Annotated in this window: 13 protein-coding genes and 1 pseudogene; 12 read left to right on the plus strand and 2 right to left on the minus strand. The window is 61.2% G+C overall.

Annotation, left to right across the window (positions count from 1 at the left end; all coding sequences use genetic code 11):
- The 12 genes from ATN38_RS00595 to ATN38_RS00650 form a co-directional block, all read left to right on the plus strand.
- Positions 1 to 580, plus strand: a 580-nt coding sequence (locus ATN38_RS00595; RefSeq protein ID WP_218747402.1) for an ATPase, T2SS/T4P/T4SS family, incomplete at its 5' end; no start/stop codon positions are given.
- A 2-nt stretch (positions 581 to 582) separates the two neighbouring features.
- Entirely contained in the window at positions 583 to 1,461 is an 879-nt protein-coding gene (locus ATN38_RS00600; RefSeq protein WP_037131449.1) for a type II secretion system F family protein, read from the plus strand.
- Positions 1,458 to 2,357 (plus strand): type II secretion system F family protein, encoded by a 900-nt coding sequence (locus ATN38_RS00605; protein ID WP_003944267.1) that lies wholly within the window; start codon positions 1,458 to 1,460, stop codon positions 2,355 to 2,357. The genes ATN38_RS00600 and ATN38_RS00605 overlap by 4 nt, the downstream gene beginning before the upstream one ends.
- A gap of 116 nt (positions 2,358 to 2,473) precedes the next feature.
- The gene (locus ATN38_RS00610) at positions 2,474 to 2,728 is read left to right on the plus strand and encodes a hypothetical protein (RefSeq protein ID WP_003944212.1); all 255 of its coding nucleotides are present in this window, start codon (positions 2,474 to 2,476) and stop codon (positions 2,726 to 2,728) included.
- Between the two features lie 171 nt (positions 2,729 to 2,899).
- Positions 2,900 to 3,196 (plus strand): hypothetical protein, encoded by a 297-nt coding sequence (locus ATN38_RS00615; protein WP_003944231.1) that lies wholly within the window; start codon positions 2,900 to 2,902, stop codon positions 3,194 to 3,196.
- A 37-nt stretch (positions 3,197 to 3,233) separates the two neighbouring features.
- Positions 3,234 to 3,548, plus strand: a complete 315-nt coding sequence (locus tag ATN38_RS00620; RefSeq protein ID WP_209922972.1) for a hypothetical protein — start codon at positions 3,234 to 3,236, stop codon at positions 3,546 to 3,548.
- A 38-nt stretch (positions 3,549 to 3,586) separates the two neighbouring features.
- Positions 3,587 to 4,000 carry a hypothetical protein gene (locus tag ATN38_RS00625; protein ID WP_003944251.1) on the plus strand — a complete coding sequence of 138 codons (414 nt, stop codon included), beginning with the start codon at positions 3,587 to 3,589 and terminating at the stop codon, positions 3,998 to 4,000.
- Complete coding sequence (locus tag ATN38_RS00630) at positions 3,997 to 4,449, plus strand: pilus assembly protein TadG-related protein (protein ID WP_003944245.1); 453 nt, start codon at positions 3,997 to 3,999, stop codon at positions 4,447 to 4,449. The genes ATN38_RS00625 and ATN38_RS00630 overlap by 4 nt, the downstream gene beginning before the upstream one ends.
- Entirely contained in the window at positions 4,446 to 4,901 is a 456-nt protein-coding gene (locus tag ATN38_RS00635) for a TadE/TadG family type IV pilus assembly protein (protein WP_003944242.1), read from the plus strand. The genes ATN38_RS00630 and ATN38_RS00635 overlap by 4 nt, the downstream gene beginning before the upstream one ends.
- Complete coding sequence (locus tag ATN38_RS00640; RefSeq protein WP_209922970.1) at positions 4,898 to 8,068, plus strand: LysM peptidoglycan-binding domain-containing protein; 3,171 nt, start codon at positions 4,898 to 4,900, stop codon at positions 8,066 to 8,068. Before ATN38_RS00635 ends, ATN38_RS00640 begins: the two co-directional genes overlap by 4 nt.
- On the plus strand, positions 8,065 to 8,631 hold the full coding sequence (locus ATN38_RS00645; protein WP_003944285.1) for a hypothetical protein: 567 nt from the start codon (positions 8,065 to 8,067) through the stop codon (positions 8,629 to 8,631). Before ATN38_RS00640 ends, ATN38_RS00645 begins: the two co-directional genes overlap by 4 nt.
- 11 nt (positions 8,632 to 8,642) lie before the next feature.
- A complete protein-coding gene (locus ATN38_RS00650; RefSeq protein WP_003944273.1) occupies positions 8,643 to 9,269 on the plus strand; it encodes a hypothetical protein in 627 nt (208 codons plus the stop codon).
- 1,056 nt (positions 9,270 to 10,325) lie between these two features.
- On the opposite strand, the gene ATN38_RS32455 is transcribed toward ATN38_RS00650, so the two are convergent.
- Both ATN38_RS32455 and ATN38_RS33275 read right to left on the minus strand, forming a co-directional pair.
- Positions 10,326 to 10,679: a DUF559 domain-containing protein gene (locus ATN38_RS32455; protein ID WP_037131400.1), complete on the minus strand. Its 354-nt coding sequence runs from the start codon at positions 10,677 to 10,679 to the stop codon at positions 10,326 to 10,328.
- 30 nt (positions 10,680 to 10,709) lie between these two features.
- Positions 10,710 to 11,735 (minus strand): annotated as a pseudogene (locus ATN38_RS33275) (zinc-ribbon domain-containing protein); the annotation flags it as partial.
- Between the last annotated feature and the right edge of the window lie 194 nt (positions 11,736 to 11,929).

Genomic DNA, 11,929 nt, shown 5'->3' on the forward strand with positions numbered 1-11,929 from the left:
GGGCGGCGGTGAACGCGGCGCAGACGGACAACTCGCCGGCGGCTTCAGTCTGAGCGCAATTCTCTACGAGTTCGTCCGCCAGGGACTCGACTTCCTCGTAGTCGGTGAAATCGCAGGCCTCGAGATCCTCGCTCTGGTCAAGGCCCTCCAAACGGCCAATGGCGGAATTTTCACCACCCACGCTTACACCGCACGCGGTGTCATCGACCGACTCGCCAACCTCGCCCAAGAGCCGCCGATGAACGCGTCAGCGGAATACATCGAGCGGCAACTCGCCGAACACGTCGACGTGATCGTTCAGCTGGCGACGAAGGTCAGGGTCAGCCGCGAAGGCACCACAACCGCAGTCCGATACGTCTCCGAAGTCGTCTACGTCGAACCTGGCGACACCGACAAGCTACCCAGCTTTTCCAACATCTACCGCGGATACTCCGACGGCACAGGCGTATTCGGCAGCATCCCGCAGCCGATGCTACGCAAGCTCCTCGCCGGCGGATTCAAGAAAGTGGACCTCCCTCCCGGCACTCTTCGGAGTTTCGACGAAGAACGCGATCTGTTCGACGACGAAGGAGCTGCATGATCATGTACCAACAAATCGGCGTCTTCCTCGTCCTGCTGCTCTGCGCAGGAGTCGGCTGCCTCGTCGTGGGGTGGAGGGACCGCCGCGACCCCACAGCCCCCACTCGCCAGCGCCGCCGAAAGGGCGAACGAGCAAAACTATCGGGCACCACCCAACTTCTCCTGGCCGTCGGAATAGGCGCAGGCGCCACCGTCTACTACCTGAGCGGATGGCTCTTCACGCTCTTCCTCGTCCCCGCCCTTCTCGTGGGTCTGCCCTACCTCCTGAGTCGACCGGAAGCCGAACACCAGATCAGTCGCTTGTCCTCGATGGACGAATGGACACGCAACTTGTCGAGCAGCATGCGAGCCGGCTCCGGAATCGAACACACCATCATCTCGACCCCCATCCCAGAAACGCTGAAAGACGAGATCACCGCCTTCATCAACAGGCTCCGCAACAATGTCCCACCCGCCGAAGCGGTCACACGATTCGCATCCGACCTCAACGACAGCGTCGGTGACAAGATCTGCGGCGCCCTCCTTCTCGCCATGCAACTGCGTGGTGTCGGCCTGGCCAACGTCCTCGAAGGCCTCGCCGAAGACGTAGGCGACACCGTCGCCCGCCGCCGCCGCATCGAAGCGGACCGCAAATCGACTCGAACACAAGCCAAATGGGTCACCATCATCACCATCGCCGTCCTCGCCGCAGCGTTCGCCTTCACAAACTTCATGGAGCCCTACCGTTCAGGCGGAATGCAGATCGTCCTACTGATCCTGCTGACGCTCTTCGCGGCGGACCTGTACTGGATGAAACAAGCCACCAAGCCGCCGGTCTACCCGCGGTTCATCGGAACCAACGACCGCGTCGAACGCACTGACCTCGTAGGAGCGCAGCGATGAGCATCACCATGACGATCATCGTCTACACCAGCGTCGGCACAATCGGCATCTACCTCGTGGCCCTGTACTTCCTGCGAGCCCAACCCGCCCTCACCGACGTGATGTCCAGAATGTCCGGACCCGCGCCGGAAAAGGCAAACACCGCAGGGACATCACTCGTCGACGGGCTCGCCAACAGGCTCGGCCTGCGCGTACACCCCTACCTACAAGACAGCCGATTCCTCACCCTCCCCACAGCGGACCTCTCACTGCTGCACAAAGATCCGGCGCACGTACTTGGCGAAAAACTTGTCGCAGCGTTCTTCGGCCTGCTGATCTTCCCGATACTCAACCTGGTCCTGACAGCGTTCGGACTGGGATTGGCATGGTCGATGCCGGCGATCCTCTCACTCGCGACCGCCGTCTTCCTCTTCATGATTCCCGACATCGACATCCGTCGACGCGCAGCTGCCGCTCGCGCCGAATTCGCACAGGCTCTCAGCTCCTACATCGACCTCGTCGCGCTATGCCGACGAGGCGGAGTCGGATCCACGCAATCCCTCGAGATCGCCGCCCAAGTCGGCGACAGCTGGGTGTTCCTCCGACTCGACGAGGAACTCTACGAAGCGGGCCGCTCCGGCGAAGCGCCCTGGAGTGCTCTCACACGCGTCTCGCAGCAGCTCGGACTCGCAGAACTCGGCGACCTCGCAGACATCATGACGATGACCGGTGACAAAGGCGCCAGCGTCTACACCTCACTGCGAGCCAAAGCCGCCAGCCTGCGCTCCGCACAAACCTCCGCTGAACAGTCCGCCGCCGTCGAGGCGACGGAGAAGCTCGCCATGCCCCTTGCCGGCCTCGCCGGCCTGTTCATGGCACTACTCCTGATCCCGGCGGTTTCCGTCATCAGCGGCTAACCAAACCCACGAAAGGAAATCCCTCTGAACAGGCAAAACGAAGAAGGACTCATCGACCGGACTCATCCAGTCCAGGACAACTGCTACACATCCAGCACACCAACAAGGAGCACACCATGACCACCAAAGCCATCACCACCACCCGCCGCGCAACCCGCGCCGCCATCACCTCCTACCTCACACTCACGATGATGTTCGTCGCCGCACTCGCAGGAAGCCTCCTGCAGCGTGCAGGCGGTAAGGGCTCGGACCGCGGCCCGTCCACCCTCGAATACGTCATCATGGCCGGAATCGTCGCCGTCGCGGCCATCGCTGCCGGCGCCGTAGTCGTCCAGAAGATCCAGTCCCGCGCCGACTCCATCCCCGACTGACACTGCACAACGCAGTTCGGGTGGAGGAGCAAAACACATGGCTCTATCGATCGCGCCGGGCGCTGGAGTGCAACGTAGCGTTCCAGCGCTCGGCTCATCGATGGCAACCCTGAGGGTCGGAAACCCCTTCTTCTGCCCCTCGCGCAACCAATCTGCGGGAAGGAGTCATCAATGTTCGCGTTGTCATTTGAGTTGTCAACCACGAAAGCGATTTTTGTCGGTATAGCAGTTGCATGCCTCCTGATACTCGGTGTTCGGCTCATCTTCAAAGACTGGGTCCTGCGGATGGAGAACATGTTCCTCTGGTGCCTATGGGGGCAGTACGTGCTGCTTCTGACCGCTGTGTTGTTCGGCCGGTGGCAAACATCTCTGACCGTGCTTGGTCTCGCCGCACTCGGAGTAGTGGCTCTTCACGGTTTCCGCTTCGTCGGCGAAGCGATTTGGTTTGACATCAAGCGGCGCAGATAACCGCGCGCCAACCCACAGAAAAGTGAAGGAAACGACGATGATCATCACAGTCGGCGTACTGCTCGTCACGATGGCTCTCTTGCTGGCGATAGAAACCATCATCGATGACCACTCCATGGCGTTCATTTACGCCCCCATGGCTGCGGCAATCATGATAATCGTCCTGCCGTTCCTGGCAACCGACCTGATTACCGACGAAAACACCTCCCGTGCAGCACGTTTCGGCACCTTTGCCGCAGCATTCCCCCTCTCCATAGCCTTTGTAGCCGCAGTGACATGTTCTGCCGTGTTCGTCCGCAACCGTGTGGAAACCAAACGCAGAATCGCAGCCCAAAGAGATCTCGCCACCTAACCCGACCCACCAACCGGACCGCAGAGAAACGGACAGTCATGACACTGGAACAGCTGATCGACCGGTGGCGCCACGACGACCGAGGGCCCACCACGCTCGTCACCGTCATCGCGATGGTCGCTTTCCTGATGATGTTCTCCGTAATGCTGCAAACCGCCCTGTTCTTCCACGCACGGGACGTCGCCAACACCTGCGCCGAAAAAGCATTGCAAGCCACACGTTCCCAGCAAGGGAACCAGGCGCTCGGGCTCGCTGCAGCGAACGCGTGCATCGCGAAATCCGGATCTGGTGACCTTCAAGCACCGGTCGTGTCGGTGAACAAGACACTCCGCGAAAGCACCGTCACGATCACCGGAAAGTCCCCGACCCTCGTACCGGGGCTGGAATTCGCTATCACCGTCGACCACACCAAACCCACTGAGCGCGTGACCAATCCCGGAGGTGTCGGATGAAGCTGAACCAGTGGATCAATCGCGCCCGCTCAAACGATCGAGGAGATGCAACCATCGAGTTGTGCCTCGCGATCGTCGTCCTCCTCGTCCTACTCGGTTGGATGTACGCGTACGGCATCAACCGCCAGGCACATCAGAAGGTCGAGCACGCCGCGGGAGAAGCCGCCCGAGCAGCATCACTCTCACGTACCGCCGCTCAAGCCAACCCCCTCGCATACCAAGCGGCCCTGGACTCGATGGATGGTCAAGGACTCAAATGCACGACGATGAACGTCAGCGCGGACACCTCCGGATTCCGCACTCGCCCAGGAGTATCCGCCACCGTCGAAGTCACCGTCAGTTGTGAAGTCTCCTACGACGCCCTCGGATGGCCCGGCGTCAGCGGAGGACGAACCATCGAGGTCACGGCAATCTCACCCATCGACACATTCCGGGAGCGCACCAGATGATCACCGCCCTGCGTAAGCGACTCACCTCCAGGCTCCCCGAAGAACGCGACAAGGGTTCCGTGACCCTGATGACCGTGATACTCGCCCCCATCCTCATATTCTTCGTGTGGGGACTCATCGTCGACGGCGGCGGAATGCACACCGCAGCTCAACGCGCCGACAACGTCGCCGAAGACGCCGCCCGCGCGTCCGGACAGCAGATCGTCGGAACACTCAGCGCGCGAGGCATCGATACGGTTGTCGACCCCGTACGCGCAGTGGCGGCCGCGAAACGCTACCTCGCCGACGCCGGTGTAGAGGGCGAGGTCATCCCCACCGGGCCTCGAACATTGCTGATCACCACCCGCATCATCTACGACAACAAGCTTTTACCCCTTGGTTCGAAAGTGATCACGGGCAGCGCAACCGTGAACCTCAACCGCACCAACGCAGGGGAGGTGTACCGGCCATGAGTACTCGCACAGTCCGATCCCGCCTCGCAGGACTCGGGTACCTCCTCATCCTGCTTCTGCTCGTGGCAGGGATCCCCGCAGCACTATGGGCATTGCGCGGAAATCCTCTCGACATCCCCTTCTCGGATTTCGAAAGTCTGCTCTCCAGCCCCGACGACGGCAGCCTCCTCGTCGCACTCCTGCCCCTCGTCGGCTGGGCCGCCTGGGCGACATTCACCCTCCCGATCCTCGTCGAACTCGCAGCCACACTCCGGGGCGTCAAGGCACCGAAGATCCGGCTACTCGGGTCGCAACAGAAAACGGCGACATTCCTCGTCAGTGGTGCACTTCTCCTGCTGACAGCCGGCACCGCAACCGCAACACCCGCACTCTCGCAACCAGCGGACAGCGCATCACCCGCGCCCTACGCACCGATCTCCGCACAACAAGACCCAAGCGGCCCCGCCCACACTCAGATGGACCCCCGCGCTGCACGGCCCGCAGTCCAACCCGCCGGCCCGACCGTGACCACCGTCCGCGGAGACACCCTGTGGGGACTCGCCCACACTCACCTCGGCGACGGAAGGTTGTTCACCGAACTGCTCGAACTGAACAAAGACGTTGTGCCCGAAGCAGGATTCCTCGCAGAGGGAATGACGCTGCAACTCCCCGCGACAGCCCAGGACGTCGTACAAGGCGCCTACACCGTCCAAGCTGGAGACACACTCTGGGACATCGCCGACCGAGAGCTCGGCGACCCTGTGCGCTTCTCTGAGATCACCACTGCGGACGGGGCGCCAGCCGGAGACCTGATCACAGTCGGACAGCAATTGATCATTCCGTCCGCGTCCGCCCAAACACCTGCGCCGGCAGCGGAGGCAGCACCCCAGCCGGCGGCCGTACCTGCGCCGGCGGTGGCACCCGAACAAACCCCCCAGACGCAGGCACCCGACCCTGCACCGCAGCCCCTCCCAGAAGTTGCCGCAACACCGACCTGGCAACTCGACCCCGCCGAACCTCAGATGCCCGCAAATCTGACTCCTGATGCACCTGCACCCGCGATCACCGCCGACACAGAAGACGACTCCACCAACTCATCCGACATCGTCTACATCGCCCTCGGCATCTCCGCGCTCGCCGCCGCCGGCCTAACCGGCCACCTCGCACTACGCCGCCGACAACAACAGCACCGCCGCCGCCGCGGCGAACGCATCGCCCTACCCGCCAAAGAAGCAATCCTCGCCGAACAAGCACTGACCGCCGCCGTCGATCCACTGACCACCGCTCACGTCGACACCGCACTGCGGAACCTCGCACAGCACTGCCGAACAAACGAAACCCCCATCCCCAGACTGCTCGCAGTCTTCATCGGCGACGACACCATCGAACTCGGACTACTCGAGGAAATCTCCCTGCCCCAACCCTGGATGCAATCAGACGACGACACGTGGATGGTCGACCCACGGACGTTCCCTCGCTCCACCCCGGACATCGACGTCAGCCCATACCCAGCCCTAACCGCAATGGGAACCAGCGACGACGGACGAGAACTCATGCTCAATCTGGAGGAAATCGGGCACCTCTCCATCACCGGCACACCCACCGCCACCGCAAACGTGCTGCGCGCGATGGCCGTCGAGCTCGCCGTATCCCCCCTAGCCGATTCCCTCCACCTCAACGTCGTCGGATACTGCAGCGACCTCGCAGACGCAGTGAACACCGGCCGAATCACGCACTCAGACAACACCGACGAGGTGTTGACGCGCTTGGCCCGCCACCTCGAACGCGACGCCGACATCCTCGACGAGAACGACATCGAATCCATCGCACACGCACGGAGCGTGTACGAAACCAGCGAGCTGACCGCTCCGGAAATCGTCCTCATCTCCGACCCGCTGACAGCTGAACAAACAGAAATCCTCGCCGCAATCGCCCAGAACGCACCGCGGATCGCGTTCGCCGCAGTCACGACACAGAACTCGAACACTCGCTCCGACTGGACACTCGACGTCGCCGACGACGGCACCGCAACACTGGTCCGCCCAGGTATCGCATCAGCACAGCTCACTGTCACAACACTCGACGAAACCAGCTACGACAGCATCGTCAGTCTGTACGCCACCACCACACATGATCCTTCCCCAGCTGCCGAACCCCAGGCTGCAGACTTCGGGGACTTCGGTTGGGAGGGGGCACGTCTCGACTTCGACATCACGACCGAAAACCTCATCACCAGCGCCGACCCTGCGGCGTTCACGGTAGTTCGCAACGACGACAACGTATTCGAGGAAAACAACTCCGAGACAGTCGGTGACACCGAAACCGAGACCACCGCGTCCGAGCCTGACGTCCCCACAACCCCACACATCTGGATCCGCGTCCTCGGAGAACCCACCCTCACCCCACTCACCCCAGGCTCAACGGACCGCGAAAACTCACGAAGCCTCACCGAAATCGCCGCCCTACTCGCATTCAGCGACGACGGCGTACCCGCAACTGAACTCACCGCAAAAATGTGGCCCCACGACGTCGAACTCGTCAACACGGCCAGCACTGAAGCAGAAGCGAAAACAGCAAAGGTACGGCTCCGCAGCCGCCGCAACCAAGCAGTCACACGACTACGCAGCTGGATGGGAGACACCGACACCGGAGACGCAGCGCTCATCAAATCCGGAGACAAAACCGGCCGAACACCACTCCGCCTGCACCCCTCAGTAACCACAGACTGGGACTACTGGAACCACCTCGTCGACGCACACCCAGCCACGACGACAACCGAACGCCTCCAAGCCGCACTCACACTGGTAACCGGTCAACCCTTCACCAGCGACGACCCCACCGCATACCGATGGGCAGATCACACAAAGCAAGAAATGATCTCCGCAATCACCGACGTCGCAGAAGAACTCGCCGGCCGCTACATCCGCGGCGAACAAGTCACCCAGGACCTCGACGCAGCAGGAAAAGCAGCCCAGACCGGCCTCACAGTCGACAGTGCCCACGAAGGCTGCTGGCGAGCGGCCATCATCGCCACCCACTTCTCCGGAGACGTCGAAACCACCCAAACCCTCATCGACACCCTCAAAAGCGAACTCGACGAACTGCAAGTCGACGCACACCCCGAAACCAACGAACTCCTCAGACAGCTCGACACCACCACCGACTATCGAATCGGAGCCGCATCATGAACCGCCGCCTCGCAGCCGTCTTCACCCTCGCCGCGGCGGCATGCCTGACCGCAAGCTGCAGCATCCTCAGCCCCGAGCCCGGCACCCTCGACACCAACAACGGCCCCACCTTCACCGGCCCCCCAGGATCGGGAAAATCACCCGAACAACAAGCAGGAGAAGGCGCCCTCGCGAAGATCGGCGAGTACTACACCGTGCTCGCACGATTGAACTCCGACCCCACCGCCCCACTCTCCGAACTCGATACCGTCGCAGCCGGACGCTTCCTCGACAGAACCAAAAAAGAGATCACAACCAGCCGCAACGGAAACCCCACGCCACCAAACGATCTCAAAGTACTCAAAAACGTGATCACCAAACACGACATCCCCATCGACGAAAACGGCGCCCCAACCGCAGGAACAGCCACCCTCCAAATGGACGTCTGCATCAGCAAACCTGTCGACAAACTCGAACTCGGAAAACCGATCCTGACCAACACCGCGTGGCCCGACCCAGCAGGATGGAGAGTCACAGCCGACTACACACAACCCGGAACCCCCTGCAGCGCCGGAAGCTTCTAGGAGACAACAACATGACCCACAACACAATCCGACGAACCACAGCAGCAGCCCTCGCCGCCGCAGCCCTACTAGCCGCCGTCGCAGCCTGTTCCGACAAAACCGACGACCCCAACGTCACCCTCACCTCCACCGCAGACCCCGCATTCGGTGGCCCAGACGGCACAGCCACAGCCAAGACACCAGATGAACAAGCACGTGCCCAGGCGCTCGCCAAGGTGAACGACTACTACGCGCTGTTGGGGAGTGTAGAAGCAGATCCCGCCGCATCGACAGATGCGATCAGCACTGTTGCTGCAGATCCGGTCCTGTCGGGACAGGTCGGAAACATCACTCTCCGGCGTTCGCAAGGAATCACCAGTACTGGAGCGATAACTGTTGTCAATTCCTCGGTTTCGGATCTCGAGGTTCCTGTTGACGAGAACGGAAAGCCTAGGACCGAGCCGGCGTGGGTACATGTGCAAGCTTGCACGGATATCTCGGGTTGGGAGAACAAATACCAGGACGGAACCAGTGCAATGAAGCCCGACCGTGGGCAGTTCGAGTCCACCGCGATCACTGTCCGAAACCCTGAGTGGCCAGACGCGAATGGCTGGCGGGTTACAAGTCAAACAGTTGAGAAGGTGTCATCATGCGGCTAGCAATGAGAGCATTCGTCACTGCGGCACTCGTTTGCGGAGTGGTGGTTACGGGCGGTAGTCAGTCCTCATTCGCCCAGCCCGGTGTGGGAGGGGCCGGCTCCGATGTGTTCGTAACGCCTGGTGGCGCGAACGTCACTGTCGGTGGTGGTTACATCAGCGCGCCCTCGGGCGGCGGTGGCGGGGCCGGTAATGCTGGTGGCGCGGGCAACGCCGGTGGTGGCGGTGGTGGTGCAGGGACGAGCGGCGGTGGTGCCGCCGCTGCAGCGAATAATGGACCGGCTGTACTTGAACGTCGCAGCTGCAGCAATCTCCGAAACAACTGTGACGCTGCGCCAGCCGCACCAGGGATTGATGTTCCTCCGACACCACCGTCGATGGCGGAGATCATGAATACCGTGTCGATGGCTGTCACCGCGATGCAGTTGGAGAAGCCTGAGATGTGCATGACACCCGAGCCTGCAAATTCTCCTGGCGGCCGAACCGGTCTCGTAGGGCGCGAGGCGTGGATCTATTTCTGCCCCAACGGAGCATCGACGAGACCCGCTCAAATCGGGCCCGTAAACAGGGTCGCAACCGCCGGCGTCGTCACAGTCACCGCGAACGCAGTAAATTCTGGAGTGCTCGTAAATTGGGGCGATCGTTCCGCGCCCACCTTTTGTGCGGGTGCGCTCTTGCCGTTTACTCCTTACACCGACGCAGTCGATGCGAGTCCGATGACCCCGCCAAGTGGAATGCCCTCTCCGACTTGTGGACATCGAATTGAGCGCAGCTCAGAGACGGAGCCTGGCGGAGTCCACAATCTCAGCGTGACAAGCAATTTCGTGGTGACATGGACGGCGGTCTTTCCAGGTGGTGGCACAGGTGGAGTGATGCCAATACCGTTGACATCTACCTATCAGCAGCGAATTGGCGAGTTGCAGGTTTTGGTGACACCGAACTGAATGTCGTCATACGGATGCCCGCGTCACCTTGAACTGTCCAGTTTGAGGGACGCGGGCATCATTCTGCGTGCTTGCGACCGGTAGATGGTGTGATGGGGATTGCTGTCTCGCGCATTCAATGCTGGTGAATTTCGTTGATAAGTTGAATAGTCCGCAGCGCCACTGCTTCTGCACGTTCGGTGGAGGTGCATTCCATCGTGGTCACGGGTAGCTCGGGGAGCGGGCGTTTCGCGGTGGTTTCGCGTATTCGGATGACTGTCCATCCTGCCTTCTCGAGCACTCGTGTTTTGAGGAGGTCTTTCTCCGCCTTGTCCCGATGCCAATACCAGCCGTCGTACTCGACTATGACCCTTTGATGGTGCAGCGCGAGATCGACTCCCCATCTCCACCCGACGACACCCGCAGGACCTGTGTAATCGGTTTGATTGAACGCTTTCGCGATGAGCTGGCAGATTGCCTGTTCTCGCATTGAGGTTCCAATAGTGCAGCAATGTGGGCATCCGGTTTCGGCTGCCGTGCGGGAACCGATCGAGACTTCCCATTCATGGCCAGCGCGGCATCGCCACCATACGCGGGAATCACTTCCGGCGCTGAAATCAATTGGTGTACCTGTATTTTTGGTGGAATGCCATTCAGATGCTATCGCGGGGTGGGTGGTTCTGAGATCGTTGAAACCTGGCAGGACCTTGCGTCCAGCGCAGATGGGGCACTGTCGACCGTTCACTCGGGAAACCACGACAGCGGGCCATTCGTGTCCGTGGTCTCGGCACTGCCACCAGGCTTTGAGATGGCTTCCGGCTCCAACTCGGGCGGGGGTGAGCAGGTTTTTGGTGGGGTGCCATTCGGCCGCGAGTTCTGGTCGCAGTGTGGCGAGGTCGTTGAATCCGACTACTATTCGTCTGTTGGTGCAGACGGGACATCCAGTGCCGGCTGATGTTCGGGTTTCGACGGTGGCCTGGTAGTCGTGTCCCTGCCCGGCGCACTGCCACCAAATCTTGGTTTTGCTTCCACTTGTTACTTGTGACGGGATGAGTGAGTTTTTGGTCGGGTGCCACTCTGCAGCCACTGTGGGATGTGTTGTGGCGAGGTCATTGAATCCTGCGAGGGCTTGTTTCCCTGCACAGTAGGCGCAGCCTCGTCCCCTGACGCGTGCGCTTACGACGCTCAAGTACTCGTGGCCGGCTGGGCAGATCCACCATGCGCGATATGCGGATCCTGGACTCGTGGAAGAGGTTGTTTGGGCGTTACGGGTCGGGTGCCACTGGTTGGCCAGATGTGGGTGGGTGGTGTCGAGGTCATTGAACCCAGCCAGTGTGCGTCGGCCTGAACAGACTGGGCAGCCGTTGCCTTGCGTGCGACTATTCACGGTTCCTTGCCATTCGTGTCCGAACTGGGTGCACAGCCACCAGGCTTTCTTGGCCGAGCCGACTGAAACTTCCTCCGATGAGATCGAATTTCGCGTTGGGTGCCATTCGGCAGCAATGTCAGGTCGAAGTGTCGCAAGGTCGTTTATCCCCTGCTCGATCCGCCGGTTCGAGCAGACCGGGCAGCCTGTCGCAGATTTTCCTGTTCGACTGGCGACCGTGGTCTTCTGTCAATGGCCACGAAGTTCTCCCCGTAGGCGGCCAGTAGTTCTCCCCGCTGGTGGCCACGGGTTCTCCCCGGTGGCGGCCAGTTGTTTTTCCCCACCCGCTTTCTGATTTGGGTTAGCTGAAGGGC

It is taken from the genome of Rhodococcus sp. FH8 (assembly GCF_019266085.1).
GTDB classification, from domain to species: Bacteria; Actinomycetota; Actinomycetes; order Mycobacteriales; family Mycobacteriaceae; genus Rhodococcus_F; species Rhodococcus_F qingshengii.

Excerpts from the sequence above, each read along its gene's own strand:
- ATN38_RS00605 (WP_003944267.1), top strand. The coding sequence starts at position 1,458 with ATGAGCATCACCATGACGATCATCGTCTACACCAGCGTCGGCACAATC.
- ATN38_RS00635 (WP_003944242.1), top strand. The coding sequence starts at position 4,446 with ATGATCACCGCCCTGCGTAAGCGACTCACCTCCAGGCTCCCCGAAGAA.
- ATN38_RS00640 (WP_209922970.1), top strand. The coding sequence starts at position 4,898 with ATGAGTACTCGCACAGTCCGATCCCGCCTCGCAGGACTCGGGTACCTC.
- ATN38_RS32455 (WP_037131400.1), bottom strand. The coding sequence starts at position 10,679 with ATGCGAGAACAGGCAATCTGCCAGCTCATCGCGAAAGCGTTCAATCAA.
- ATN38_RS00645 (WP_003944285.1), top strand. The coding sequence starts at position 8,065 with ATGAACCGCCGCCTCGCAGCCGTCTTCACCCTCGCCGCGGCGGCATGC.
- ATN38_RS00615 (WP_003944231.1), top strand. The coding sequence starts at position 2,900 with ATGTTCGCGTTGTCATTTGAGTTGTCAACCACGAAAGCGATTTTTGTC.
- ATN38_RS00625 (WP_003944251.1), top strand. The coding sequence starts at position 3,587 with ATGACACTGGAACAGCTGATCGACCGGTGGCGCCACGACGACCGAGGG.
- ATN38_RS00630 (WP_003944245.1), top strand. The coding sequence starts at position 3,997 with ATGAAGCTGAACCAGTGGATCAATCGCGCCCGCTCAAACGATCGAGGA.
- ATN38_RS00620 (WP_209922972.1), top strand. The coding sequence starts at position 3,234 with ATGATCATCACAGTCGGCGTACTGCTCGTCACGATGGCTCTCTTGCTG.
- ATN38_RS00600 (WP_037131449.1), top strand. The coding sequence starts at position 583 with ATGTACCAACAAATCGGCGTCTTCCTCGTCCTGCTGCTCTGCGCAGGA.
- ATN38_RS00610 (WP_003944212.1), top strand. The coding sequence starts at position 2,474 with ATGACCACCAAAGCCATCACCACCACCCGCCGCGCAACCCGCGCCGCC.
- ATN38_RS00650 (WP_003944273.1), top strand. The coding sequence starts at position 8,643 with ATGACCCACAACACAATCCGACGAACCACAGCAGCAGCCCTCGCCGCC.